The sequence below is a fragment of the Streptomyces sp. NPDC008086 genome (assembly GCF_042957325.1).
GTDB lineage: Bacteria > Actinomycetota > Actinomycetes > Streptomycetales > Streptomycetaceae > Streptomyces.
The window spans coordinates 940547-966490 of record NZ_JBIBIA010000001.1; the positions used below are offsets into that span (position 1 = coordinate 940547).

A 25944-nucleotide genomic window follows, 5' to 3' on the forward strand; every position below is an offset into this window, starting at 1 on the left:
ATCGGCCACCTGGATGATTCCCTGACGGACATGCCCAACATCGCCGTGACCACCTGGTCCCTGGAGCAGACCTCTCCCACCGACCTCCTCCCGGCCGCCGGCCCGGAGGGCGACGTGAGGATCGTCCGCTCCGAGGTGTCCTCCCCCGAGTTCAGCCGGTTCCTGTACGCGTCCGTGGGCGGGGACATCCTCTGGGTGGACCGGCTGCGCTGGACGTACGCGCAGTGGCAGGCGCATCTGGAGCGTCCGGGTGTCGAGACGTGGGTCGCCTACGACCGGGGGACGCCCGCGGGGTACGTGGAGCTGAGCCCGCAGGACGACGGGGTCGTGGAGATCGAGTACTTCGGGCTGATTCCGGCCTTCCGCGGCCGCCGAATCGGAGGTCATCTGCTTTCGTACGGCACGGCCCGCGCCTGGGATCTCGCGGAGCGCTGGCCGGGGCTCGCGCAGACCAAGCGGGTCTGGCTGCACACGTGCAGCAAGGACGGGGAGCACGCCATGGACAACTACCTGCGGCGGGGCTTCAAGCTCTTCGACACCAAGGTCGAGGAGGAGGCGGTGGTGGCCACGCCCGGTCCGTGGCCCGGCGCTTACCCTGGCTGAGCTGGGGAGAAACAGTCCGATACGGGCCATGTGACCAACACCACCCTTGTCTCACTCTACGGGACAAGGGTGTCCGCATCTTGGACGAAGCTGGACTCTGTCCAGATCGCCGTGACACGCTTCCGTCATGTCTGGAACTGGAATTGCCTTGGTGAGTCGGCGGCACGTCGACCTCGGCCGCATGTCCAGCGCCATCTGTCCGGCGCGCTGACAGCCCCGCAGCGCCCGACATCCCTCTCTTCTCGCTTCATTCCCGCGCAATGACGCGCATCTATACCCATGCGCCCGTATGCGCAGGTCAGAGCCGTATTCCCGCCTGTCCCGAAGGACGTAACCACCATGGCCGCCACCCCGCAGAAACCTGCCGCCGCGACTCCCCGCCGCAAGGTGAGCCGTCACCGCGGTGAGGGTCAGTGGGCCGCGGGGCATCACACCCCGCTGAACGGCAACGAACAGTTCAAGAAGGACGACGACGGTCTCAATGTGCGGACACGCATTGAGACGATCTACTCCAAGCGGGGCTTCGACTCGATCGACCCCAACGACCTGCGCGGCCGGATGCGCTGGTGGGGCCTGTACACCCAGCGCAAGCCCGGGATCGACGGCGGCAAGACCGCGATCCTGGAGCCGGAGGAGCTGGACGACAAGTACTTCATGCTGCGGGTGCGGATCGACGGCGGCCGCCTCACCACCCAGCAGCTGCGGGTGATCGGCGAGATCTCCGAGGAGTTCGCGCGGGGCAGCGCGGACATCACCGACCGGCAGAACATTCAGCTGCACTGGATCCGCATCGAGGACGTGCCGGAGATCTGGAACCGCCTGGAGGCGGTCGGGCTGTCCACCACCGAGGCGTGCGGTGACTGCCCGCGTGTCGTCATCGGCTCGCCGGTCGCCGGGATCGCCGAGGACGAGATCGTCGACGGCACCTGGGCGATCGACGAGATCCACGAGCGCTACATCGGCAGCAAGGAGTTCTCCAACCTGCCGCGCAAGTTCAAGACGGCGATCTCCGGCTCCCCGCTGCTCGACGTGGTCCACGAGATCAACGACATCGCGTTCGTCGGTGTCGAGCACCCCGAGCACGGCCCCGGCTTCGACCTGTGGGTCGGCGGCGGCCTGTCCACCAACCCCAAGCTCGGCGTCCGGCTCGGCGCCTGGGTGCCGCTGGACGAGGTGCCCGAGGTGTGGGCCGGTGTGGTCGGCATCTTCCGCGACTGGGGCTACCGGCGCCTGCGCACGCGTGCCCGTCTGAAGTTCCTCGTCGCCGACTGGGGCCCGGAGAAGTTCCGCCAGGTCCTGGAGGACGACTACCTCGAGCGCAAGCTCGTCGACGGCCCCGCGCCCGCCGAGCCCTCGGGCCGCTGGCGTGACCACGTCGGCGTGCACCGGCAGAAGGACGGCCGCTACTACGTCGGGTTCGCGCCGCGCGTCGGCCGGGTCGACGGCGCCACGCTCACGAAGATCGCCGAGGTGGCCGAGGCGCACGGCTCGAACCGGGTCCGCACCACCGTCGAGCAGAAGATGATCGTCCTCGATGTCGAGGAGGCGCAGGTCGAGCCGCTGGTCGAGGCCCTGGAGGCGCTGGACCTGACGGCCAAGCCGTCCCCGTTCCGGCGCGGCACCATGGCCTGCACCGGTATCGAGTACTGCAAGCTCGCCATCGTCGAGACCAAGGCGCGCGGCTCCCAGCTGATCGACGAACTCGAGCGCCGCATCCCGGAGTTCGACGAGCCGATCACGATCAACCTCAACGGCTGCCCGAACGCCTGCGCCCGTATCCAGGTGGCGGACATCGGTCTCAAGGGCCAGCTGGTCCTCAACGAGCAGGGCGAGCAGGTCGAGGGCTACCAGGTGCACCTCGGCGGCGCGCTCGGCCTGGAGGCCGGCTTCGGCCGCAAGGTGCGCGGTCTGAAGGTCACCTCCGAGGAACTGCCCGACTACGTCGAGCGCGTGCTGAAGCGCTTCCAGGACGAGCGTGAGGACGGCGAGCGGTTCGCCGCCTGGGCCTCGCGCGCCTCCGAGGAGGCCCTCTCATGAGCGAGCGGGCCGCCCCTTTCTACTGCCCCTACTGCGGTGACGAGGACCTCCGTCCCAGCGAGCAGGGTCACGGCGCGTGGGAATGCGCGGCGTGCAACCGCGCATTCCAGTTGAAGTTCCTCGGGCTGCTCGCCCGGGGCCTTCAGCACGACGACGCAGGGGGAGAACAGATATGACGACGCTTCAGGAAGAGCGCACGACCGACGATCTGAAGGCGCTCGCCGAGCAGGCGGGCCGTGACCTGGAGGACGCCTCCGCGCTGGAGATCCTCCAGTGGGCGGTCGACACCTTCGGCAAGCGCTTCTGCGTCACCTCCTCGATGGAGGACGCGGTGGTCGCCCATCTCGCCTCCCGCGCGATGCCCGGCGTCGACGTCGTGTTCCTCGACACCGGCTACCACTTCGAGGAGACCATCGGCACCCGCGACGCGGTCGAGGCCGTGATGGACGTCAACGTCATCACCCTCACCCCGCGCCGGACGGTCGCCGAGCAGGACGCCGAGTACGGTCCGAAGCTGCACGACCGCGACCCCGACCTGTGCTGCAAGCTGCGCAAGGTCGAGCCGCTGGAGCGGGGCCTGAAGGACTATGTGGCCTGGGCGACCGGTCTGCGCCGCGACGAGTCCCCGACCCGGGCGAACACCCCGGTCGTCGGCTGGGACGAGAAGCGGCAGAAGGTCAAGATCTCCCCGATCGCCCGCTGGACGCAGGACGACGTCGACGCCTACGTCACCGAGCACGGCGTCCTCACCAACCCGCTGCTGATGGACGGCTACGCCTCCGTCGGCTGCGCCCCCTGCACCCGCCGGGTCCTTGAGGGCGAGGACGCCCGCGCCGGGCGCTGGGCGGGCCGCGCCAAGACCGAGTGCGGGCTGCACGGCTGACCCATGACCGAGTCCTCGGCGTTTCCCACGCCTTCTGCGAATTTGGAGAACCACGTGACGAGCGGAGCCACCGTCTGGCTCACGGGTCTGCCGAGCGCCGGCAAGACCACCATCGCCTACGAACTGGCCGGCCGGCTCCGCGAGGAGGGCCACCGCGTCGAGGTGCTCGACGGCGACGAGATCCGCGAGTTCATCTCGGCGGGCCTCGGCTTCAGCCGCGAGGACCGGCACACCAACGTGCAGCGCATCGGCTTCCTCGCCGAACTGCTCGCCCGTAACGGCGTGAAGGCGCTCGTCCCGGTGATCGCGCCCTACGCCGACAGCCGTGACGCGGTCCGCAAGCGCCACCAGGAGAACGGGTCGCCGTACCTGGAGGTGCACGTCGCCACTCCGGTCGAGGTGTGCTCCGTACGCGATGTGAAGGGGCTGTACGCCAAGCAGGCCGCGGGCGAGCTGACGGGGCTGACCGGGGTCGACGACCCGTACGAGGCGCCCGAGTCGCCCGATCTGCGCATCGAGTCCCAGAACCAGACCGTCCAGGAATCCGCGGGCGCGGTCCACGCGCTGCTCACCGAGAGGGGACTGGCATGACGACGACCGTTGCCACGGTCAAGGGGGGCGAGGACGGTACGGACTCCCCGTACGCCCTGTCCCACCTGGACGCGCTGGAATCCGAGGCCGTCCACATCTTCCGTGAGGTGGCGGGCGAGTTCGAGCGGCCGGTGATCCTGTTCTCCGGCGGCAAGGACTCCATCGTCATGCTGCACCTGGCGCTGAAGGCGTTCGCGCCGGCGCCGGTGCCGTTCACGCTGCTGCACGTCGACACGGGGCACAACTTCCCCGAGGTCATCGAGTACCGCGACCGTACGGTCGAGAAGCACAACCTGCGGCTGCATGTCGCGTCGGTGCAGGACTACATCGACCGCGGTGTGCTCAAGGAGCGTCCGGACGGCACGCGCAACCCGCTGCAGACGGTGCCGCTGACGGAGAAGATCCAGAGCGAGAAGTTCGACGCGGTGTTCGGCGGCGGGCGGCGTGACGAGGAGAAGGCGCGGGCCAAGGAGCGCGTCTTCTCGCTGCGCGACGAGTTCTCGCAGTGGGACCCGCGCCGCCAGCGGCCCGAGCTGTGGAACCTGTACAACGGCCGGCACGCTCCCGGGGAGCACGTCCGCGTCTTCCCGCTGTCCAACTGGACCGAGCTGGACGTGTGGCAGTACATCGCCCGCGAGGGCATCGAGCTGCCGCAGATCTACTTCGCGCACGAGCGTGACGTGTTCGCCCGCAGCGGTATGTGGCTGACCGCGGGCGAGTGGGGCGGACCCAAGGACGGCGAGACCGTCGAGAAGCGGCTCATCCGCTACCGGACCGTCGGTGACATGTCCTGCACGGGTGCCGTCGACTCCGACGCGGTGACGCTGGAGCAGGTGATCGCCGAGATCGCCGCGTCCCGGCTCACCGAGCGCGGCGCCACCCGCGCCGACGACAAGCTCTCCGAGGCCGCGATGGAAGACCGTAAGCGCGAGGGGTACTTCTAAGCATGAGCACGATCACGACCGAGGAGCTCTCGGCCACCACGCTGCTGCGGTTCGCCACGGCGGGCTCCGTCGACGACGGCAAGTCCACCCTGGTCGGCCGGCTGCTGCACGACTCCAAGTCGGTCCTCGCCGACCAGTTGGAGGCCGTCGAGCACGCCTCCCGCAGCCGCGGCCAGGAGGCGCCCGACCTGGCGCTGCTGACGGACGGCCTGCGGGCCGAGCGCGAGCAGGGCATCACGATCGACGTGGCGTACCGCTACTTCGCGACCCCGCGCCGCCGGTTCATCCTGGCCGACACCCCCGGGCATGTGCAGTACACCCGCAACATGGTGACGGGCGCGTCGACGGCCGAGCTGACGGTGATCCTGGTCGACGCCCGCAACGGCGTCGTCGAGCAGACCCGCCGGCACGCGGCCATCGCGGCCCTGCTGCGGGTCCCGCACGTCGTGCTCGCCGTGAACAAGATGGACCTGGTCGACTACCAGGAGTCCGTCTTCGCCGCCATCGCCGAGGAGTTCACGGCGTACGCGCTGGAGCTGGGCGTCCCGGAGATCACCGCGATCCCGATCTCGGCGCTGGCCGGCGACAACGTGGTGGACCCGTCCGCGAACATGGACTGGTACGGCGGGCCGACCTTCCTGGAGCACCTGGAGACGGTCCCGGTCAGCCACGACCTGAGCCACTGCCACGCCCGGCTGCCGGTGCAGGTCGTGATCCGGCCGCAGACCGCCGAGCACCCCGACTACCGGGGTTACGCCGGTCAGATCGCCGCCGGTTCGTTCCGGGTCGGCGAGTCGGTGACCGTGCTGCCGTCGGGCCGTACGTCGAGGATCTCCGGCATCGACCTGCTGGGCGAACCGGTCGACGTCGCGTGGACCACGCAGTCGGTGACCCTCCTGCTGGAGGACGACATCGACATCTCGCGCGGCGACCTGATCGTGCCGACCAAGGACGCGCCCGCGACCACGCAGGACATCGAGGCGACGGTCTGCCATGTCGCCGACGCGCCGCTGACCGTCGGTCACCGGGTGCTGCTGAAGCACGGCACGCGCACGGTCAAGGCGATCGTCAAGGACATCCCGTCCCGGCTCACGCTGGACGACCTGTCCCTGCACCCGCACCCGGGGCAGCTCGTCGCCAACGACATCGGCCGGGTGAAGGTCCGTACCGCCGAGCCGCTGCCGGTCGACTCCTACGCCGACTCGCGCCGCACCGGATCGTTCATCCTGATCGACCCGAACGACGGCACCACGCTCACCGCGGGCATGGTCGGCGAGTCGTTCGCCGCGCCGGAGCCGGTCAAGGACGAGGTCGAGGACGACGGGTGGGACTTCTGACATGAAGGCCCACGACGTCTACTCCACGTTCGCGAAGGAGGGCGGCCGCGTCGGCAGCGGCGTCCTCGGCAGCGGGCAGGGCGGAGTGGCGCGATGTGTGCGCTGACCCGCGTGCACCGTATGCGCGCCGCCGCGCACGAACCCGCCGACCTCCCGGCCACGACCTGACACGGGCGTGACGCCGGGCCACCGAGAGGAACACCTCCCGTGCCTGCCACTCCCGCCCTGCGACGGACGTTCGCCGTCCTGGCCGCGCTGCCGCTGCTGGCCCTCGCGGCCTGCGGCTACGGCTCCCAGGCCAAGGAGAACACGGAGCACGCCGTCGCCGGGGCGGCCAAGGTCGACGGCCTGGACTCGGTGCGGATCGGCTACTTCGGGAACCTCACGCACGCCACGGCGTTGGTCGGGCGGCAGCAGGGGCTGTTCCAGAAGGAGCTGGGCGGGACGACGGCGGAGTACGCCACGTTCAACGCCGGTCCCTCGGAGATCGAGGCGCTGAACTCCAAGTCGATCGACATCGGCTGGATCGGCCCCTCCCCCGCCATCAACGGCTACCTCAAGTCGGACGGCACCAACCTGCGGATCATCTCCGGTTCGGCCTCGGGCGGCGTGAAGCTCGTCGTCAACCCGGAGAAGATCAAGTCCCTGAAGGACGTCAAGGGCAAGAGGATCGCCACCCCGCAGCTCGGCAACACCCAGGACGTGGCGTTCCTCAACTGGGTCTCCGAGCAGGGCTGGAAGGTCGACGCGCAGAGCGGCAAGGGTGACGTCTCCGTCGTCCGTACGGACAACAAGATCACGCCGGACGCCTACAAGTCGGGGTCGATCGACGGCGCGTGGGTGCCGGAGCCGACGGCGTCGAAGCTGGTCGCCGAGGGCGGGAAGGTGCTGCTGGACGAGGCCGACCTGTGGCCGGACAAGAAGTTCGTGATCACGAACGTCATCGTGCGGCAGGACTTCCTCGAGGAGCACCCCGAGGCCGTCGAGGCCGTGCTGCGCGCCTCGGTGCGGACCAACCGGTGGATCGACGACAACCCGGAGAAGGCGAAGGCGGCGGCGAACGCGCAGCTGAAGGCCGACACCGGGAAGGCGCTGCCGGCCGATGTGCTGGACCCGGCGTGGCAGTCCATCCAGGTCACCGACGACCCGCTGGCGGCCACGCTCGCCACGGAGGCGAAGCACGCGGTCGAGGCGGGCCTGCTGCAGAAGCCGGACCTGACCGGCATCTACGACCTGGCACCGCTGAACAGGGTCCTCAAGGCCGAGGGCGAACCCGAGGTCGACGACGCCGGGCTCGGCGTCGAGTAAGTCCCGTTTCCGGAAATCCGCGAGTTCCCCAGGAGGTGACGACCATGGCTACCGCCCTCGCCAAGGCCGCCGACACGGATGCGTCCGTCGAGCACGCCGCGCGCATCGACCACGTCTCGAAGTCCTTCGCCGGCCCCGCCGGGCAGCAGCTCGTCCTGGACGACATCACGCTCGATGTCGCGCCCGGCGAGTTCGTCACCCTCCTCGGGGCGTCCGGCTGCGGCAAGTCCACCCTGCTCAACCTGGTCGCCGGGCTGGACAGGCCCAGCGCGGGCAGCATCACGACCGACGGCCGGCCGGCGCTGATGTTCCAGGAGCACGCCCTGTTCCCGTGGCTGACCGCGGGCAAGAACATCGAGCTCGCGCTGAAGCTGCGCGGGGTCGCCAAGGCCGAGCGGCGCGAGCGGGCCGAGGAGCTCCTCGAACTGGTCCGGCTGAAGGGCGCGTACGGCAAGCGGGTGCACGAGCTGTCCGGCGGTATGCGGCAGCGGGTCGCCATGGCCCGGGCTCTGGCCCAGGACAGCCGGCTGCTGCTGATGGACGAGCCGTTCGCGGCGCTGGACGCGATCACGCGCGACGTGCTGCACGACGAGCTGACCCGGATCTGGCGGGAGACGGGCCTGTCGGTGCTGTTCGTCACCCATAACGTGCGCGAGGCGGTGCGGCTCGCCCAGCGGGTCGTGCTGCTGTCGTCCCGTCCGGGCCGCATCGCCCGGGAGTGGACGGTCGGCATCCCGCAGCCGCGCCGAATCGAGGACGCCGAGGTGGCGGAGCTGTCGCGGGAGATCACCGAGGAACTGCGTGGGGAGATCCGCCGTCATGGCCAGCACTGAGACGACCGTCGCCAAGGGCGGCAAGGACGGCAACGATCTCGCCGGGCTCGAAGCGGGCCTGGACGCCCTCGACACGGTCCAGACGGGCCGTACGCCGCTGCGGAAGACCCTGACCCAGAAGGTCCTGCCGCCGGTCGTCGCCGTCGCGCTGGTGCTGGCGGTCTGGCAGCTGCTGGTGTGGGCCGAGGTCGCGCCCGACTACAAGCTGCCCTCGCCGTCCGACGTGTGGGGCGAGGTGCGCCAGTCCTGGCTGCAGGGCACGCTCTTCGACTACATCTGGACGTCCGTCTCCCGCGGCCTGATGGGCTTCCTGCTGGCGCTCGCGATCGGCACGCCGCTGGGTCTGCTGGTGGCGCGGGTGCGGTTCGTGCGGGCGGCGATCGGGCCGATCCTGTCGGGCCTGCAGTCGCTGCCGTCGGTGGCCTGGGTGCCGCCGGCCGTGATCTGGCTGGGCCTGAACGACTCGATGATGTACGCGGTGATCCTGCTCGGCGCGGTCCCGTCCATCGCCAACGGTCTGGTGTCCGGCGTCGACCAGGTGCCCCCGCTGTTCCTGCGGGCGGGCCGCACACTGGGCGCGACGGGGCTGAAGGGCACCTGGCACATCGTGATGCCGGCCGCGCTGCCCGGCTATCTGGCCGGTCTGAAGCAGGGCTGGGCCTTCTCCTGGCGGTCCCTGATGGCCGCCGAGATCATCGCCACCTCGCCCGACCTGGGCATCGGGCTGGGGCAGCTGCTGGAGCAGGGGCGCACCAACAGCAGCATGTCCCAGGTCTTCCTCGCCATCTTCCTGATCCTCGTCGTCGGCATCGCGATCGACCTGCTGATCTTCAGCCCGCTGGAGCGGTGGGTGCTGCGCAGTCGCGGTCTGCTGGCAAGGAGCTGAGTCCTGTGTTCAAGAAGCCGGTTCTTCTCGTCATCGCCCACGGCAGCCGCGATCCGCGGCATGCCGCGACGGTGCACGCCCTGGTACGCCGGGTGCGCTCGCTGCGCCCGGACGTACGGGTGGAGACCGGCTTCCTCGACTTCAACATCCCGTCCGTGCAGGGCGTGCTGGAGTCGCTGGCCGCGGAGGGCGTCCGTGACGTCGTCGCCCTGCCGCTGCTGCTGACGCGCGCCTTCCACGCGAAGGCGGACATCCCGGCGGTCCTGAGGGACGCGCCGCCGCAGCTCCGGATCCGCCAGGCGGAGGTGCTGGGGCCGTCCCCGCTGCTCCTCTCCGCCCTGGAACGGCGTCTGTACGAGGCGGGCTTGAGCCCCGCCGACAAGTCCTCGACCGGGGTCGTGCTGGCCTCGGCGGGGTCCTCCGACCCGGAGGCGAACGCGGTGATCGCAGCAATCGCGCGGGAGTGGCGGCACACCGGTTGGTGCGCCGTGCGACCTGCGTTCGCCTCCGCATCCCTTCCCCGCACCGAGGAGGCCGTCCGGGAGCTGCGGAAGCTCGGCTGCGAGCGGGTGGCTGTGGCGCCGTACGTACTGGCCCCGGGTTTCCTCCCGGACCGGATCGCGCGGGGCGCGGCCGACGCGGATGTCCTGGCGGACGTTCTCGGGGCGGCGCCGGAGGTGGCTCGGGTGCTGGTGGAGCGGTACGAGGCGGCTCGGGTGCCGGTGCTGACGGCTGTGGGGGCGTGAGCCTCCGGCGGTTGGGCGGAATGTCTGCGGCGGCCTGTTGGTGTTCGGTGGGAGGTCGCGTAGCGCCTTGGGTGCGCAGAGGGGTCGACACCGAACCCCTGCCCGAGGCCGCGACCCACGAGGACGCACCGGGAACGGATGACGGAAAACGTCCTGTCACGCGGCGAGGCCAGCAGGAGTTGCGCCCCTGCGGGCGCGGCGCTCAGTGCGTGGCCTCCTCGGCCAGGCGCAGGAGTTCGGCCACCGGCATCGACCCCGCCGCCCGCCTCTCCCTGGCGAAGGTGTTGGCGAGGCGCTGGAGGAGGTCGTTCAGGGGGGTGGGTACGTCGTGGAGGCGGCCCAGGAGGGTGATCTCGCCGTTGAGGTAGTCGGCCTCGATGGTGCCGGTGCCCCGGGTGAGGGACTGCCAGGAGGAGCCGCCACCGCGTGAGGTGCCGGGGAGCGGGACGAGGGTGACCTTGTCGCCGCGTACCGCGCGTTGTTCCTCGGCGTCGGCGTACGCGATTGCGGCGGCGTCGAGCACGGCGGCGCCCTCGGCGCGCACCCGTTGGAAGAGAGCCGCGGCCTCCTCGCTGTCGACGGGGCCGGTCACGGCCTCCAGGGCGTTGCCGAGGTTGGCCAGCAGCTTGGCGTACTGCCAGCGGGCCACGTCTGCCACGACCGGTGCCTCGAAGTGCGACTTCTCCAGGTCGGCGGCGATGAGGCGGGCGGTCTCGTCGGTGCCGTGCGGGTAGCGGCCGAGATGGAGGATCCCGGTGAGGGGGCTGCCGGCCGCGGAGACGACGCCGGGTTCGATGTAGGTCGACGGGAGCCATACGCAGACTCCGTAGACACGGCGGAAGAGGCGCAGGGCCAGGCGCTGGCTCTCGACGCCGTTCTGTGCGCAGACCAGCGGGAGCCGCTCCGCGGCCGTGCCGCCGCCCGTAACCGGGGCCGGGCCCCAGGTCTGGAGCGCCGCCACGCTGTCCTGGGTCTTGACGGCGAGGACGAGTACGTCGTCGGGGCGCAGTTCCCCGAGCGCGGCGGGGCCCTCGACGACCGGCAGCCGGTGGGTCAGCTCGCCCTCCGGCACCCTGAGCCGCAGCCCGTGGTCCCGTAGGGCCTCGAAGTGCGCGCCCCGCGCGACCAGTACGACCTCGTGCCCCGAACCCGCGAGCCGCCCGCCGATGACCCCGCCGACCGCTCCTGCCCCGATGATGATGTAGCGCATACGCCGAGCCTCGCACACCCGTCCACCGGGTTGACCTTGACCCGGGGGCAGGCTTGAGAGTCCCCGCATGGACGACGACTTCTACTTGCGGCAGACGCCTTACAGCGATCCCGGGGAGCTGGATGTCAGTGGGCTGCCGAGTGATCCGCGCCAACTCGCCTGTGCCGTACGAGATGTGATCATGCATCAGGGAGACGGGACGCGTTTTGGATACACCATTCCCGAGCAACGGCTGCGCGAGGACGCCGAGTCCCGGTACGTCACGGAGATTCTGCGGATCCTGCGTGAGCGGCGGGACGCCCCGCTGACCGAGGCGCGCGAGCCGGAGGAGCGGTTCGTGGGGACGTGCCGGGACTTCGCGCTGTTGCATGTGTCGCTGTTGCGTGCCACGGGGACGCCCGCACGGGTCCGGGGCGGCTTCGGCACCTACTTCGTGGACGGCTTCCACGAGGACCACTGGGTCAGCGAGTACCGGCTGCCGGACGGGAGTTGGCGGCTGGTCGACCCCCAGGTCCTGCATCCGGCCTACGGCGATCTCGGCTTCGATCCGCTGGACGTGCCGCGCGACCGGTTTCTCGTGGCGGGCGACGCCTGGCGGGCGTGCCGGGGCGGGGAGGCGGATCCGGGGACGTTCGGGCTCTGGAGTGACGGGGCGCTGCGCGGGCTGTGGTTCGTCCGGGGCAGTCTCGTCCTCGACCTGGCGTGTCGGGGTGGCGTGGAGACGCTGCCCTGGGACGGCTGGGAGCCTCTCGCGGGCTTCGGTGACGTGTCGCTGTCGGACGACGACCTCGCGCTCCTGGACGCCGTGGCCACCGCGCACACCGACGAGGACGTACGGCGCCTGTGTGCGCAGCCGCGGCTGGCGCCGCCCCGCGAGATCCTCTCCAAGTCGCCCGCCTTCGGTCTGCGCGGGGTCACGCTCCCTCGGCGCTGAACGGTGTCCCCTGGTGGAAGTACATCTGCCAGCCGTCGGCCGTCCGGCGCCACAGTGAGCTGCGGTGGGCGTGCCGGCCGCAGTACTCCGTGTCGAAGGTCAGGTGGACGACGTCGGCTGCGAGCCGGACGCCCCGGATCTCGGAGGTGACGACATACCGGTCCTCGGGGTCGGACGGATCGGTGTCCACCGGCAGACGGGCCAGGGTCGACGCCCGGTCCCAGCGCCTCCCCGAGGACCCGAACTCGTGGAAGTCGGGGTGCAGCAGCGCCCCGAGCAGCTCGGGCGAGCTTCGGACTTCGGGGTCCAGCAGCCTCAGCTCGCCCGCGATGGCCGCCTGCACGGCGGGATCATGGTCAGTCACCTGTCATCTCCACGAGCTTCACGACGGTGTTCCAGTTACGGCTGGTGGCGATCAAACCCTTGTTGAGCCGGGGCCGCGACAGGATTTCGGCGAGCTTGGAGCGGCCCAGGCCGTTCGGGGCGTAGAGGTACAGCGCGCGGTCGCCGAGGCGGAACTCCTCCGGGAGGTGGGCGGGCTGGTCGATCTCCGCGAAGCGGTCGGCGTCGACCGGGGCGGAGAAGTAGGTGACATGGAGCTGTCTGGGCTCCAACTCGGCCGCCGGGAAGGGGCAGTTGTCGGCGACGGCCCGGAGGTAGGCGTGGTCGCGCACGATGACGTCCACGGCGAAGCCGAAGTGCTTCTCGATCGCCGACGCGAGCTCGGCGGCCAAGGAGTCCTCGTCGCCGTGGTCGGCGGTGAAGACCGCCTGGCCGCTCTGGAGATAGGTGCGTACGCCGCCGTGGCCGAGGCCGGTCAGGAGGGTGCGCAGGTCGGCCATCGGGACTTTTCTGCTGCCGCCCACGTTGATTCCGCGCAGCAGCGCCGCATACGTCGTCGTCATCCGGCCACCTTAAGGCGGCCCACTGACAGTGGCCGGGCTGTCGTGGCCGTCGTGCCCCGTGGGGGTGGGCACGACGGCCCGGAGCCGTAAGTTACTCATCGGTCAGTACGGAGCACAACCTTTTCGGCCCGATAGATGTAAGGGACCTTCATCCTCCCCAGTGGGGAGAGGGCGGTGCCCGAGCGGATGAGTTCCGGACGCCGCGGTTCACCGGGAAGCACGACGAGATGGCTTTATCCAGCCCATACCTTCGAAACGAAAGGGGGCGGCAGGGGGCCGCCACCGCAAGACAAGGGGGCAAGCCCGTCATGGGGAACGGAGATACGCGGGTACGGGGACTCGCCGCCCGCGCCGGCGGCTGGAGCGCCCGCCATCGATGGGCTGCCGTCGGCATCTGGGTGCTGTTCGTCGTCCTGGCGATGGGGCTGGGTTCGGCGGCCGGCCGGGTCGACGTCAAGGACAGCGACCAACTGAAGGGCGAGACGCACACCGCCGCCAAGATCGTCGAGGACGCCGGGATCGACGAGCCGGCCGGTGAGACCGTCCTGATCCAGGCGAAGGACGGTTCGCTCAAGGCCACCGACGGCGCGTTCAGGTCCGCCGTCACCGCGGTCGTCAAGGCCGTCGAGGGGACCGGCGAGGTCACGGACGTGACGTCGCCGTACGAGACACGGACGATCTCCAAGGACGGCCGCAGCGCGCTGGTGCAGTTCGACATGCGCGGCGAGGCGGACACTGCGGGCGAGCGCGTGGAGCCCGTACTGAAGGCCGTGGAGGGTGTGCAGAAGGACCACGCGTCGCTGCGGATCGAGGAGATCGGCGGCGCGAGCATGACGAAGACGTTCGACGACGCGTTCGGGGACGACTTCCAGAAGGCCGAGTACTCGGCGGTGCCGGTGGCCCTCGGCATTCTGCTCATCGCCTTCGGCGCGCTGGTGGCTGCCCTGCTGCCGGTGCTGCTGGCGGTCACGGCGATCATGGCGACGATGGGCCTGATGGGCATCGTCAGCCATGTGATGCCGATGAGCGACACCGCCAACTCCGTGATGCTGCTGGTCGGTCTGGCCGTCGGCGTCGACTACTGCCTGTTCTATCTGCGCCGTGAGCGCGAGGAGCGCGAGGCCGGCCGGGACGCGCAGACCGCCCTGAGGGTCGCCGCCGCCACCAGCGGCCGCGCGATCATCGTCTCCGGGGTCACGGTGTGCGTGGCGATGGCGGGGATGCTGTTCACCGGTCTCGCCGAGTTCGAGGCGATGGGCCTGGCCTCGCTGATGGTCGTGGCGGTCGCCATGGTCGGGTCGGTGACGGTGCTGCCGGCGCTGCTGTCGCTGCTGGGTGAGCGGGTCGAGAAGGGCAAGATCCCGTTCCTGCACCCGCAGAGCAAGCTCCGGCGCAACCGGGCGCGCGGCAACCGCGAGAGCCGGTTCTGGACGGCCGTACTGAAGGGCGTACTCGCCCGGCCGGTCGTCTCGGTCACCGTCGCGGCCGGTGCGCTGCTCGCCATCGCGGCGCCTGCGCTCGGCATGAAGACCGAGCAGCTCACCCTGGACAAGGAGTTCGGCGACTCGCTGCCGATCGTGCAGACGTACAACCGGCTCAACGAGGCCTTCCCGGGCGGTTCCGAGCCGGCCGAGGTGGTCGTGAAGGCGGACGACATCAACGCCCCCGCGGTGAAGTCCGCGCTCGCCGACTTCCGTGAGCGGGCGATCAGTTCGGGTGCCTCGCGCGGCCCGGTGGAGATCAAGCTGCACGACGAGCAGAACATCGCCTTCGTGTACGTCCCGCTGGTCGGCGGCTCCGACCTCGACAAGGCGGGCGTGAGCCTGGACAAGCTGCGCGACGAGGTACGGCCGGCCACGCTCGGCGAGGTCGACGGGGTCGAGGCGCCGATCACCGGGCAGGTCGCCGGTTCGAAGGACTTCAACGACCAGCTGGCCGGAGCCGTCATCCCGGTCTTCGCGTTCGTCGTCGTCTTCGCCTTCGGTCTGATGCTGCTGTCGTTCCGCTCGCTGACGGTAGCCGTCACCTCGATCGTGCTGAACCTGCTGTCGGTCGGCGCCGCGTACGGCATCCTCGTCGCGGTGTTCCAGCACGGCTGGGGCGCGTCCCTGGTGGGCGCCGAGGGGGTCGGCGCCATCATCACCTGGCTGCCGCTGTTCCTCTTCGTGATCCTGTTCGGCCTGTCGATGGACTACCACGTGTTCGTGGTCTCCCGGATCCGCGAGGCGCGGCTGCGGGGCCGTACGACGAAGGACGCGATCCAGCACGGGGTGGTCACCACGGCCGGTGTCGTCACCAGCGCCGCGGTCATCATGGTCGCCGTGTTCGCGATCTTCGGCACGCTGTCCATGCAGTCCATGAAGCAGATGGGCGTCGGCCTCGCGGCGGCCGTGCTGATCGACGCGACGGTCATCCGGGGTGTGCTGCTCCCGGCGGTGATGGCGCTGCTGGGCGAGCGCAACTGGTATCTGCCGAAGTGGCTGCACCGGTTGCCGGACCTGACGCACGACGAGGCGCCGGAGGCCGTGACGCGGAAGGCGGCCCGGGACGACGAGGGCGAGCGGGTGCCCGTCTGATCCCGTCCCGCCCGACGAGCGGGGCCCGCCGACTCCACGGGGTCGGCGGGCCCCGCCGCGCATGTCACGGTGACCGTACGCGGCGCGCCAACCTGCGGCCCAAGGCCTGGCCCGGTACCTCGACGTAGCGGTGGGTCAGGACGCACAGCGGCAACAGCACGACAAAGAACGCCACTTCGAGCACGGGATCGTCCTGGCGTCGGCGGCCGGCCGTGCTGTCGATCACGGCCAGCAGCAGCGGATGCGTCAGATAGACCGAGTAGCTGATCGTGCCCAGTCCGCTCAGCAGCCGAGGTATGCGTCGGTGGCGCGCCGCCAGTCCCGCGCCGAAGGTCAGCACGGCCGACAGGAAGGCGACGATCCAGCCGCGCCGGGTGAAGTGGTCGCCGTCGCCGTACCGGTAGGCGCTGCCCACGGCACAGGCGACCACCACGACGGCCGTGCCCGCCACGCACCGCCGGCTGATCTGCCCCTTCTCGGCCCGGTGGACCGCGGTGCCGAGGAACATCACCGCGAGGATCACCAGGCCCTCCCACAACGGGACCGTGCCGTTGCACAGGACCAGGACCAACGCCGACACCCCGCCCGACACGCCCCCGAACACCCGCAGTACGGGTGAAGTGGCGCTCGCACAGCACAGGGCGACCGCCATGGCGATCGAGGCGAACGCGATCAGCGGGCCGGTGCCGACCAGCCCGGACAGGGCCGACGGCGGCAGCGCGACCCCCGCCGTCACGCTCACGGCGGCGAGCACGGCCAGGAGAAGGGCGATCGCCGCGGACCGCCGGTGCAGGCGGACCGTGAACAGAGCGACGACGAGCAGGTAGAAGGCCATCTCGTACGAGAGCGTCCACAGGACGAGCAGCAGGTTGGGTGTGCCCAACAACTCCTGAAGCATGGTGGCGTGGGCGACGGCCACCATGACGGCGCTCTGCTGACCGAAGTCGCGCGACTGCGCGAGGCCCAGGAGGTCGGCGGCGAGGAGCGCGGTGACGACGGCCGCCCACAGCGGGTAGACGCGGGAGAGCCGTCCGATCCAGAACGTCCGGACGCAGCCCCGGCGTTCCAGCGAGGCGGGCACGATGTAGCCGCTCACCAGGAAGAACACCATGATGCCGTAGCGGCTGGTGCTGAACTGCGGCATCAGCTCCCGCCGGAAGTCCGCCAGGAAGGTGTACGACGAGTGGTCGAACACCACGACGAGTGCGGCGATGCCGCGCAGCGCGTCCAGCCAGCCCAGGCGGGCGGCGGAGCCGGAGGGTGGGGGTTCCATGCGGGGGCGCAGTCCTGTTCCGTGCGGGGTGGCCGGTTCGGCCTGGGGTGTCTTCGAGTTCAGCGGCCGGCGAATTGTTCGGCAGTACCGTTCTGGCGGCCGAACAATGGCGGGGTACGCGCAGGGGCGGCTGGAGGAGGTGCGGGGGTGGCGGGTCGTCGTGAGGCGCCGGTGGATCCGGCGGCGGGGCCGGTGCAGCGGTTCGCGTTCGAGTTGCGCGAACTGCGGGCGGAGGCGGGCGGGATCACCTACCGGACGCTGGCCCGGCGGGCGGGCTACTCGGTGACGACGCTGTCGCAGGCCGCCGCGGGCGAGCGGTTGCCGACGCTGCCGGTGGCCCTGGCCTACGCGCAGGCGTGCGGCGCGGATCTGGCGCTGTGGGAGGCGCGGTGGAAGGAGGCGGTGGCGGAGTCCGCCGACGACGGCTCCCGGGACGACGGGTCAGTGGCTCCGTACCGTGGGCTGGCCCGGTTCGAGACCGGGGACAGCGCCTTGTTCTTCGGCCGGGAACAGCTCACGGCCGACCTGGTCGACCTGCTGCGCCGACGGCGGTTCGCGGCGGTCTTCGGCCCCTCCGGCAGCGGCAAGTCCTCCCTGCTGCGGGCCGGACTGATCCCCGTCCTCCGGCAGTCCCGGGAGCCGGAGCTACGTCCGGCCGCGATCCGGATCCTGACCCCGGGCGCACATCCCGCCCGCACCCATGCGCCCCTCCTCACCCCCACGGCCCCCGGCGCGGACGGCGCGGGGACGGACACCTTCGTGATCGTCGACCAGTTCGAGGAGCTCTTCACCCTCTGCCACGACCCCGCCGAACGGACCCGCTTCCTCGACCTGCTGCTGGCCGCCCGACGACCGGAGAGCCGATTACGGGTGCTGGTGGCCGTACGGGGCGACTTCTACGGCCGCTGCGCCGAGCACCGCGAACTGGCCGACGCCCTGCGCGACGCCAACCTCCTGGCCGGTGCGATGACTGCGGCGGAACTGCGCGACGCCGTCGTCAAGCCGGCCACGGCCGCCGGGCTGATCGTGGAGCGCACCCTCACCGCCCGGCTGGTCGAGGAGGTCACCGACGCCCCGGGCGGGCTGCCGCTGCTGTCCCACGCGCTGCTGGAGACCTGGCGCCGCCGCCGCGGCAAGACCCTGACCCTGGCGGGCTACGAGGCGGCCGGCTGCCTGGACGACGCCATCGCCAGGACCGCCGAGGAGGTCTACGGCCGCTTCACCGAGGGCCGGGCGGCCGTCGCCCGACGGGTGCTGCTGCGTCTGGTCTCCCCCGGTGACGGCACCCCCGACACCCGGCGTCCCGTCGAGCGCGCGGAACTGTCCGGCATCGGCCGGGAGGACACCGCCGAGGTACTGGAGGCGTTCGCGGCGGCACGGCTGCTCACCCTGGACGGCGACACCGTCGAGATGGCCCACGAGGCCCTGATCACGGCCTGGCCCCGGCTGCGCGGGTGGATCGACGACGACCGCGAACGCCTGCGGGTGCACCGGAACCTGACCGACGCGGCCCACGCCTGGCGGGAACTGGGCCGGGAGAAGGGGGCGTTGTACCGGGGCAGCCGACTGGCCGCCGCCCGGGAGCACTTCGGCGGGGCGGCCCACGCGGACCTGACCGACCTGGAGCGGGCCTTCCTGGACGCCGGCCGCGACCACGAGCTGAGGGGCCGTCGCCGCCACCGGCTGACGCTCACCGCGGTCACGACGGCCCTGTGTCTCGTGCTCGTCGCCGCGGGCCTCGCCGTGCGGCAGTGGCAGAGCGCGGTCACCGCCCAGGAGCTGGCGCACTCCCGACAACTGGCCGCCCAGTCCGGCGCACTGCTGGACACCGATCCCGACCGTGCCGCCCTGCTCGCCGTCCAGGCCTACCGCACCAGCCCGACCCGCGAGGCCACCACCGCCCTGTACGCCGCCGCTGCCCTGCCGCTGCGCAAGCGCCTGGCCGGCGGCACCGAACCCGTGCACTCCCTCGCCCTCAGCCCGGACGGGCGCACGCTCGCCGCGCACAGCGGGGACGGCACCGTACGGATCTGGGACCTGCCCGAGGGCCGGCTCCGGCACACGTTCACCGGCCGCCACGTCCTGGAGGTCATGGCGTTCAGCCCCGACGGACGGACCCTCGCCGTCGTCACCTCGGCCGGCTCCGGCGCCGCGGTGGGCCTGTGGGATCCGGTCACCGGCAGGAAGGTCAGCGGCCTCGCCGTCCCCGACGGTTCCGTACGGGGCGTGGACTTCGGCCCTGACGGTCGTACGGTGGCCGTCTCCTCCCTGTCGGCCGTGCGGGTGTGGGAGGTGCCCACCGGCCGCACACGGCACACCTTCACCGGCCTCCCCGACCTGGAGGCCGTCGCCTTCGGCCCTGACGGACGTACCGTCGCCGCGGTGAGCCTCGATGGGCGCGTGCGGGTGTGGGACACGACCACCGGCCGCACCCGGAGCACCCACGACAGCCGGGCCGAGGGTGATGCGGTGGTCTTCAGCCCGGACGGACGGACATACGCGGCTGTTCGCGGCGACGGCTCGGTGCAACTGCGGGAGGTGGCCGGCGGCGGCGTCCGGCGCACCATCGAGGACGGGCCCCGTGGGTGGAACCAAGTGGCCTTCGCGCCGGACGGGAAGACCCTCGCCGTCCCGGGACCTCAGGACACGGTTCGCCTGTGGGACACCGTCTCCGGCGCCGCACGGGCCACGGTGACCGCCGGTCATCGCGGACGCGGGGCCATGACGGTGGCTCTCGGTCCGGACGGGCGCACCCTGGTCACCAGCGGCAACCTGGACCCGGCCGTACGCGTGCACCGCCTGACCGGCGATCAGCCGCGGACCACTCTGCGCGGCGGTGCCGGAGGTTCCGTCGCCGATATCGCCTTCAGTCCGGACGGACACACGGTGGCGACGGTGGGCCATGATGCGTCCGCCCGCGAGTCGGTGGAGCTCTGGGACGCCGGGACCGGCGGTCGCGAAGCCGCACTGGCACCCGACACCGACCTGACGCTCCGGGGAGAAGGGCTGCCCGTCGCGGTTTCCCGCCCCGGGGACATGGGGTTCGGCCCGACCGGGCGTGCCCTGGCAGCCAGGACGGACAGGAAGGGAGTGATCGAGGTCCGGGACGTCGCCACGGGCCGCCTGCGCCAGAGCCGTGCGTGGCGCGGTGTCCAGGAGGTGGCCTTCAGCCCGGACGGGACGCGGCTCGCCGTCGTCGGCGTCGAGGGGTGGGTACGGATCTGGCACCTCGCGAGCGGCGCGGTCCGCACCGTCCGCGCCGGCGACGCAGACCCCGTCAGAACGGTGGAGTTCAGCCCGGACGGCCGCACACTCGCCGTCGCGGCCATCGAGGGCGGCGACGAACCGGTCGCCCTCCTCGACGCCGCGACCGGCCGCACCCAGCGCACCGTCCGGCCGGGCGCCCGCGGCCCGCTGGCCCTCGCGTTCAGCGCGGACGGCACCACCCTGGCCACCACGAGCGGCAGATCCGTGAGGACATGGGACGCGCGCACCGGAGAGCTCCGGGACGGCTTCACCGCCGGCACCGAGGCGGGGTCGCCTGCCTTCAGTCCCGACGGGCGCACCCTGGCCACGGCCGGCGCCGGAGGGGTCCGCCTCTGGGACCTCGCCACCGGCCGGGCCAGGATGAGCCTGCCGGGCCGCTCACCGGCGGGGGTGGTGTTCGGCCCGGACGGTCGGACCCTGGCCGTCGGCACGGGCGGCTCCGTCGAGTTGTGGGACGTCTACCTGCCCGATCCGGCGCACGCGATCCAGGCCGTCGAAGCGGCCGTCGGCACCACTCATTCGGCTTCTGGTTCGGCTTCTTCCCGCGCCGGAGGCTGAGCCGTCAGCTCGGCCTCGATGAGGTCGGCGGCCCGGCGTGTCCCGCCCTCCTCGGCCATCTCCGCCTGGATGTCCTTCAGACGCCCGGCGACCTCGGGGTCGTCGACGAGCGCGAGGGCCGTCTCGCGCAGGAACTCGGCGGTGGCCTCGTCCGTCGGGACATGGCGGGCGACGCCGAGGGCCTGGAGCATGTCGGCGTTGCCGAACTGGTCCGCGGCCTGGGGTACGGCGATCATCGGGGTGGCCGTGGCAAGGCCCTCCTGGCTGCCGCCGGCGCCGGCGTGGGTGACGAACAGGTCGGCCTGCTTGAGGATCGCCAACTGCGGGACCCAGGAACGCACTTCGACGTTGGCCGGTACGTCTCCGAGCTCGGCTGGGTCGACATGCCGGCCGATCTGGAGCACCAGATGCCAGCCGGGCAGGTCACCGAAGGCACGCACGCACTCCCGGTAGAAGGCGGGCTGCTTGGTGAACGCCGACCCGAGGGAGACCAGCACGACCTTCTCGGCGTCCGCCGGACGCTTCCAGTCGCCCTCGGCCGTGCGGTCGGCCTGGCAGGCGCCCACGAACGAGTAGACGGACTTGTCCACCCGGGCGGCGTTCGGCTGAAGCGCCTTCGGGATCAGGACCAGGGAGCGGTCGGGGCGTCCGGCGAACGGGTCGGGGTGCTGGGTGACGCCGTTCTCCTCCAGCCATGCCTGGAAGCGCTCGTAGTAGGCCCGGCCGCGTTGCGTCTTCTTCGGCTCCTCCCACATCGGCTCGGCGACCTCCTGCTCGTACCCCTCCCAGGCGACCAGGCACGGCGAGAGCGAGATCGCGGGGACGCCCCAGCGGTGGGCGAGGACGCGGGCCGGGTAGGAGGCGATGTCGTGCAGGACGAGGTCGGGCTCGTCTCCCTCGTACGCCTCGACCAGCTGCGGCAGGGCCTGGATCGCGTCGGCCAGGAACGGCTCGACGTTGTCCAGCAGGGTGCTCCCCCAGGCCTCCGGGTCCGCGTCGGGGCCGGGCAGCGTGGAGTTCCAGAGCTTCGGCTCGGCGCCGGTCTCGGCGACCTTCTCGGCGAAGGCCGGCGGAATCGCGTACGTGACGCGGTGCCCACGCGCCACGAGCTCGCGGATCACTTCGAGGCTGGGGTTCACGTGGCCGTGGGCGGCGATGGAGAACATGGCGATGTGCGCGGGGGTGGTCATGCCGTGGACTCTAAACGAGACGATACGTCTCGTGCAACTGACTTCGGCACGAGTCGCACCCAAGCTGCACCTGGGGTATGGGGAGAAATCCCAAGGATTGACTGGGATTTGCGGGTGCCAGAAGATCGCTGCAGGACCCAGGAGGCAACCCGTTACCGAAGGGACACGGGCACTGTGACTGATCTCCCTGCCGCGGCTGACCGGGCTGTCGCCCTGCTGCGTGAGTTCGGTGCCGAAGGCATCGTGCACCCCGGCGGCACCCTCCTCACCCACCTTCGGCGCGTACAAGCGCGGCTCGCCGCGTGGAACGCCCGTCCGGCCCTTCAACTCGCCGGCCTGTGTCACGCGTTCTACGGCACGGACGGCTTCCCCACAGCGCTGCTCCCCCTGGACCGTCGCCAGGACCTCGCAGAGGTGATCGGCGCCGAGGCCGAGGCCCTCGTGTACCTGTACGCCTCGTGCGACCGGAAGACCTCGTACCCGGCTCTCGACCAGGCCGGCGCCGCTTTCCACGACAGGTTCACCGGCCGCTCCCACGTTCCAGAGGCCCAGGCGCGCCGGGACTTCGCCGAGCTGTCGGCGGCCAACGAACTCGATCTCGCCGTTGTCGATTCCGCCTTCCGCGACACATGGGGCCCCGAGCTGCTCGCCCTGTTCACCAGACTCCAGGATCTGCTGAGTGCTGACGCCTGGCTCGCGTGTCGCAGGACACTTGCCACCCCTGCCTCCGAGCCGGCGAACCACCGAGAGCCCGAGAGCCGGCGACAGCGCGGTGCGCCCTAACCCGGCACGCGGGCAACCGAAGTGCGTCAGCGCTGGTAGCGCGCGAGGACCAGGTTCCCGTCCTCCTCCAGCCGCTCGCGCAGTTCGGCGAGGCCGATGGCGCCGCTGTAGTACTCCTGGAGAGCGGGTGTGGCGACCTTGTCCTTCCACTCCGGGTAGCCGCGCACGGACTGCGCGGGCGCCGAGCGCAGATGTGCGGCGAGGGCGGTACCGGTGGCCCAGTCGTGCTCGGTGGTGCGCAGAGCGGGGTCCTTCAGCGCCTCGCTGCCGGTGGGCAGCATCCAGTCGCCAAGCGCCAGCCGCACCATGTTCTCGGGGCGCAGCAGGAAGTCGATGAACTCGGCGGCCTCCCGCTGGTGCGGGCTGTCCTCGGCGATGGACAGGGTCTGCGGGCTGACGCCCTGGGTGAGGCCGTCGGCGCCCGCCGGGGCGGGCAGCACCTGCCAGTCGAAGCCCTTCGGGGCCTGCTGCACGATCTGCTGGCGGTAGGAGAAGCCGAGCGGGACCATCGCGTAGCGGCCGCCGAAGAAGCCGGGCAGGGTGTCCGAGCCGCCACTGCCCAGGGTCGTGGGCGAGGCGCTGCGGTCGGCGTTGACCTGGTCGTGGACGGTGCGCGGCATCACCTGGTCGGCCGCCTCGAAGCGGACGGTGACCTTGCCGTCGGCGGCGCGGTGGAAGAGCTGCCCGCCGGCCGACAGCGACAGGTTGAGGGAGGCGGAGACGGGTTCCTTGAGCGGCCAGGCGACGCCGTACTTCCCGTCCCCGCTCAGCTGTTGGGTGATCTCGCGGAACTCCGGCCAGCTCCAGGGCCGTTCGGGGGTCGGGACGCGTACGCCCGCCGCCTTCAGCCACTTCGCGTTGGCGATGAGCACGCGCGGCTCCTGGAGGAACGGCACGCCGTAGATCCGGCCGTCGAAGGTCGCCGTGTCCCAACTGCGCTGCGGGATGTCGGACTTGAGTCGCCGCGGCAGCAGGTCGGTCAGATCGGCGAGGTATCCGCCGTACGCGAAGTCCGCGAGGTCGTCCGAGGCGTCGTGGATGATGTCCGGGGCCTCACCGCCCTCGAAGGAGGTGAGCAACTGGTCGTGGACGCTGTCCCAACTACCCTGGATGTACTCGACCTTGACGTCCCGATGGGTCGCGTTCCACTCCGCCACCAGCTCCTTGTTGGCCTCGACGGACTCCTCCTGCCAGGCCAGGGACTGGAAGCGCAGCGTGACGGGCCCGCCGGACCGGCCGTCGTCGCCGCCGCATCCGGCGAGCAGCAGGGCGAGGACGGCGACCAGGGTCGACAGCACTCTTGTACGCATCAGCTCTTCACCGCCCCGGCGAGCATGCCGCCCGTGATCCTTCGCTGGATGACCGCGAACACCACCAGCGAGGGCAGTGTCGCGAGGAACGCGGCGGCGGCCAGCGGGCCGAGGTCCGCGACGCCCTCCGCGCCGATGAAGTGGGTGAGGACGACCGGCAGGGTCTGTTTCTCGGGGGTCTTCAGCAGAACGAGCGCGAAGAAGAACTCGTTCCAGGCCGTGACGAACGCGAACAGCGCCGTCGCCACGATCCCCGGCGCGAGCAGCGGCGCCGTCACGGAGACCAGGGTGCGCAGCCGCCCGGCGCCGTCGACGGCCGCCGCCTCCTCCAGCTCGGGGGGAACCGCGCGTACATACCCCACGAGCATCCACAGCGCGAACGGCAGCGCCCACACGACGTACACCATGACCAGCCCCGGCACCGAGTTGATCAGCCGCAGGTTCTTCAGGACCAGGAACAGCGGGATGATCACCAGGACGAGCGGGAACGCCTGGCTGACGACCACCCAGCCGGTCGCCGCGCGCGCCAGCCGGGTGCGGTGGCGGGCCATGACGTAGGCCAGCGGGGTCGCGAGGAGTACGGCGATCAGGGCGGCGCCGAGTGCGGCGATCAGGGAGTTGAGGGCGGCGTGCAGCAGGGGCTGTTCGTCGAAGGCCTGGCGGAAGTTGGCGAGGGTGGGGTCCTTCGGGATCCAGGTGGGGTGCAGGCTGCCCAGCTCGCGCGGCGGCTTGAAGGCGGTGGAGACCAGCCAGAGGAAGGGGAAGGCGAGGAAGAGGAGGTAGGCGAGGAGGGCGGCGTACTGCCCGACGCGGCCCGCGGTGCTGGTCCTCATGACCGGTCACCTCCCCTGAGCCGGCCGACGAGGACGACGGAGAGGAGGATCGAGATCACCGCGACCATCACGCATCCCATCGCGGCCGCATAGCCGAACTGTCCGTAACGGAAGGCCTCTTCGTAGGCGAAGAGCATCGGCAGGCGGGTGCGGCCGCCGGGGCCGCCGCTGGTGAGGACGTAGACCAGGGCGAAGGAGTTGAAGTTCCAGATGAGGTTGAGCGCCGTGATGGACAGGGCCACGGGCCGCAGGGCGGGCCAGGTGACCGTGCGGAAGCGGCGCCAGGCGCCGGCGCCGTCCACGGCGGCCGCCTCGTGCAGTTCGCGCGGGGTGTTCTGCAGGCCGGCGAGCAGGGCGACCGTGGTGGTCGGCATGCCGGCCCAGATGCCGACGACGATGACGGCGGGCAGAGCGGTGCCGAGTCCGCTGAGCCAGTCGCGGCCGTCACCGAGTCCGAGGTCGCGGAGCGTCTCGTTGAGGATGCCCGCGTCGGGGTTGTAGACCAGCCGCCACATGACGCCGACGACGACCTCGGGCATGGCCCAGGGGACGATCGCGAGGGCGCGGGCCAGCCAGCGCAGCCGCAGATCCTGGTTGAGGAGCAGGGCCAGGCCGAGCGCCAGCAGGAACTGCGGCAGGGTGACGCCGACCGCCCAGACCAGGCCGATCCGGAACGACTCCCAGAACAGCGTGTCGTGCAGCAGGTCCCGGAAGTTGAGACCGCCGATCCACTGGGTGGGCTGGGTCCGTCCGGACTGGGCGTCGGTGAAGGACAGCAGGATGCCGTAGAGCAGCGGTCCGACGCTCAGGATCAGGATCGGGATCAGCGCGGGGAGGACGAGGAACCAGGCGCCGTGGTCCGTGACGCGCCGCTGTCTCCGGTCGCCCGGCGTGCGTCCCACCGACCTCTCCACCTCGGTCACCGATGTCACGGAAT

The 25944-nt window shown here is 71.1% G+C and carries 23 protein-coding genes and 1 pseudogene; 16 read left to right on the plus strand and 8 right to left on the minus strand.

Annotation, left to right across the window (positions count from 1 at the left end; translation table 11 throughout):
• The first annotated feature begins 30 nt into the window (after positions 1-30).
• From ACFZBP_RS04030 to ACFZBP_RS04085, 12 genes are all read left to right on the plus strand, one after another.
• Positions 31-603: a GNAT family N-acetyltransferase gene (locus ACFZBP_RS04030; protein ID WP_391409717.1), complete on the plus strand. Its 573-nt coding sequence runs from the start codon at positions 31-33 to the stop codon at positions 601-603.
• A 127-nt stretch (positions 604-730) separates the two neighbouring features.
• Positions 731-814 (plus strand): putative leader peptide, encoded by an 84-nt coding sequence (locus ACFZBP_RS04035; protein ID WP_310591794.1) that lies wholly within the window; start codon positions 731-733, stop codon positions 812-814.
• Positions 815-942: 128 nt separating this feature from the next.
• Positions 943-2640 (plus strand): nitrite/sulfite reductase, encoded by a 1698-nt coding sequence (locus ACFZBP_RS04040; RefSeq protein ID WP_391409719.1) that lies wholly within the window; start codon positions 943-945, stop codon positions 2638-2640.
• Positions 2637-2816: a hypothetical protein gene (locus ACFZBP_RS04045; RefSeq protein WP_383446279.1), complete on the plus strand. Its 180-nt coding sequence runs from the start codon at positions 2637-2639 to the stop codon at positions 2814-2816. Before ACFZBP_RS04040 ends, ACFZBP_RS04045 begins: the two co-directional genes overlap by 4 nt.
• A complete protein-coding gene (locus ACFZBP_RS04050; RefSeq protein ID WP_383446276.1) occupies positions 2813-3523 on the plus strand; it encodes a phosphoadenylyl-sulfate reductase in 711 nt (236 codons plus the stop codon). Before ACFZBP_RS04045 ends, ACFZBP_RS04050 begins: the two co-directional genes overlap by 4 nt.
• A gap of 3 nt (positions 3524-3526) precedes the next feature.
• A complete protein-coding gene (gene cysC, locus ACFZBP_RS04055) occupies positions 3527-4114 on the plus strand; it encodes an adenylyl-sulfate kinase (RefSeq protein WP_391409722.1) in 588 nt (195 codons plus the stop codon).
• Positions 4111-5058 (plus strand): sulfate adenylyltransferase subunit CysD, encoded by a 948-nt coding sequence (gene cysD, locus ACFZBP_RS04060; protein ID WP_383446270.1) that lies wholly within the window; start codon positions 4111-4113, stop codon positions 5056-5058. Before cysC ends, cysD begins: the two co-directional genes overlap by 4 nt.
• 2 nt (positions 5059-5060) lie before the next feature.
• Complete coding sequence (locus tag ACFZBP_RS04065) at positions 5061-6395, plus strand: GTP-binding protein (protein WP_391409724.1); 1335 nt, start codon at positions 5061-5063, stop codon at positions 6393-6395.
• A gap of 207 nt (positions 6396-6602) precedes the next feature.
• Positions 6603-7703, plus strand: a complete 1101-nt coding sequence (locus ACFZBP_RS04070) for an aliphatic sulfonate ABC transporter substrate-binding protein (protein WP_391409727.1) — start codon at positions 6603-6605, stop codon at positions 7701-7703.
• A 44-nt stretch (positions 7704-7747) separates the two neighbouring features.
• Complete coding sequence (locus ACFZBP_RS04075) at positions 7748-8536, plus strand: ABC transporter ATP-binding protein (protein ID WP_383446260.1); 789 nt, start codon at positions 7748-7750, stop codon at positions 8534-8536.
• Positions 8523-9422, plus strand: a complete 900-nt coding sequence (locus ACFZBP_RS04080; RefSeq protein ID WP_383446258.1) for an ABC transporter permease — start codon at positions 8523-8525, stop codon at positions 9420-9422. Before ACFZBP_RS04075 ends, ACFZBP_RS04080 begins: the two co-directional genes overlap by 14 nt.
• Before the next feature lie 5 nt (positions 9423-9427).
• Positions 9428-10168: a CbiX/SirB N-terminal domain-containing protein gene (locus ACFZBP_RS04085; RefSeq protein ID WP_391409730.1), complete on the plus strand. Its 741-nt coding sequence runs from the start codon at positions 9428-9430 to the stop codon at positions 10166-10168.
• 202 nt (positions 10169-10370) lie between these two features.
• On the opposite strand, the gene ACFZBP_RS04090 is transcribed toward ACFZBP_RS04085, so the two are convergent.
• Complete coding sequence (locus tag ACFZBP_RS04090; RefSeq protein ID WP_391409732.1) at positions 10371-11378, minus strand: 2-dehydropantoate 2-reductase N-terminal domain-containing protein; 1008 nt, start codon at positions 11376-11378, stop codon at positions 10371-10373.
• A 67-nt stretch (positions 11379-11445) separates the two neighbouring features.
• Here ACFZBP_RS04090 and ACFZBP_RS04095 point away from each other — a divergent pair, with 67 nt between their 5' ends.
• Complete coding sequence (locus ACFZBP_RS04095) at positions 11446-12312, plus strand: transglutaminase domain-containing protein (protein ID WP_391409734.1); 867 nt, start codon at positions 11446-11448, stop codon at positions 12310-12312.
• On the opposite strand, the gene ACFZBP_RS04100 is transcribed toward ACFZBP_RS04095, so the two are convergent.
• Entirely contained in the window at positions 12293-12676 is a 384-nt protein-coding gene (locus tag ACFZBP_RS04100; protein WP_391409736.1) for a DUF4440 domain-containing protein, read from the minus strand. The two genes, ACFZBP_RS04095 and ACFZBP_RS04100, sit on opposite strands and share 20 nt — an antisense overlap.
• On the minus strand, positions 12669-13217 hold the full coding sequence (locus tag ACFZBP_RS04105) for a DUF1697 domain-containing protein (protein WP_391409738.1): 549 nt from the start codon (positions 13215-13217) through the stop codon (positions 12669-12671). The genes ACFZBP_RS04100 and ACFZBP_RS04105 overlap by 8 nt, the downstream gene beginning before the upstream one ends.
• A 308-nt stretch (positions 13218-13525) precedes the next feature.
• Here ACFZBP_RS04105 and ACFZBP_RS04110 point away from each other — a divergent pair, with 308 nt between their 5' ends.
• Positions 13526-15793: an MMPL family transporter gene (locus tag ACFZBP_RS04110; protein WP_391409740.1), complete on the plus strand. Its 2268-nt coding sequence runs from the start codon at positions 13526-13528 to the stop codon at positions 15791-15793.
• A gap of 64 nt (positions 15794-15857) precedes the next feature.
• Here the strand turns inward: ACFZBP_RS04110 and ACFZBP_RS04115 are convergent, their stop codons facing one another.
• Positions 15858-17066, minus strand: coding sequence for an acyltransferase family protein (locus ACFZBP_RS04115; RefSeq protein WP_391409742.1), 1209 nt, complete (start codon positions 17064-17066; stop codon positions 15858-15860).
• 147 nt (positions 17067-17213) lie between these two features.
• On the opposite strand from ACFZBP_RS04115, the gene ACFZBP_RS04120 reads away from it, so the two are divergent.
• Positions 17214-20891, plus strand: a complete 3678-nt coding sequence (locus ACFZBP_RS04120; protein ID WP_391409744.1) for a helix-turn-helix domain-containing protein — start codon at positions 17214-17216, stop codon at positions 20889-20891.
• Here the strand turns inward: ACFZBP_RS04120 and ACFZBP_RS04125 are convergent.
• Positions 20849-22151 (minus strand): annotated as a pseudogene (locus ACFZBP_RS04125) (glycosyltransferase). The gene ACFZBP_RS04120 and the pseudogene ACFZBP_RS04125 sit on opposite strands and share 43 nt — an antisense overlap.
• A gap of 104 nt (positions 22152-22255) precedes the next feature.
• Here ACFZBP_RS04125 and ACFZBP_RS04130 point away from each other — a divergent pair.
• The gene (locus tag ACFZBP_RS04130; protein WP_391409746.1) at positions 22256-22864 is read left to right on the plus strand and encodes a DUF6817 domain-containing protein; all 609 of its coding nucleotides are present in this window, start codon (positions 22256-22258) and stop codon (positions 22862-22864) included.
• Positions 22865-22890: 26 nt separating this feature from the next.
• Here the strand turns inward: ACFZBP_RS04130 and ACFZBP_RS04135 are convergent, their stop codons facing one another.
• Genes ACFZBP_RS04135 through ACFZBP_RS04145 form a run of 3 tightly spaced genes read right to left on the minus strand, consistent with a single transcriptional unit; the run spans position 22891 to position 25939 of the window.
• Complete coding sequence (locus tag ACFZBP_RS04135; protein ID WP_391409748.1) at positions 22891-24174, minus strand: extracellular solute-binding protein; 1284 nt, start codon at positions 24172-24174, stop codon at positions 22891-22893.
• Complete coding sequence (locus ACFZBP_RS04140) at positions 24174-25007, minus strand: ABC transporter permease subunit (protein WP_391409750.1); 834 nt, start codon at positions 25005-25007, stop codon at positions 24174-24176. Before ACFZBP_RS04140 ends, ACFZBP_RS04135 begins: the two co-directional genes overlap by 1 nt.
• Entirely contained in the window at positions 25004-25939 is a 936-nt protein-coding gene (locus ACFZBP_RS04145; protein ID WP_391409752.1) for an ABC transporter permease subunit, read from the minus strand. The genes ACFZBP_RS04140 and ACFZBP_RS04145 overlap by 4 nt, the downstream gene beginning before the upstream one ends.
• Positions 25940-25944 lie beyond the last annotated feature (5 nt).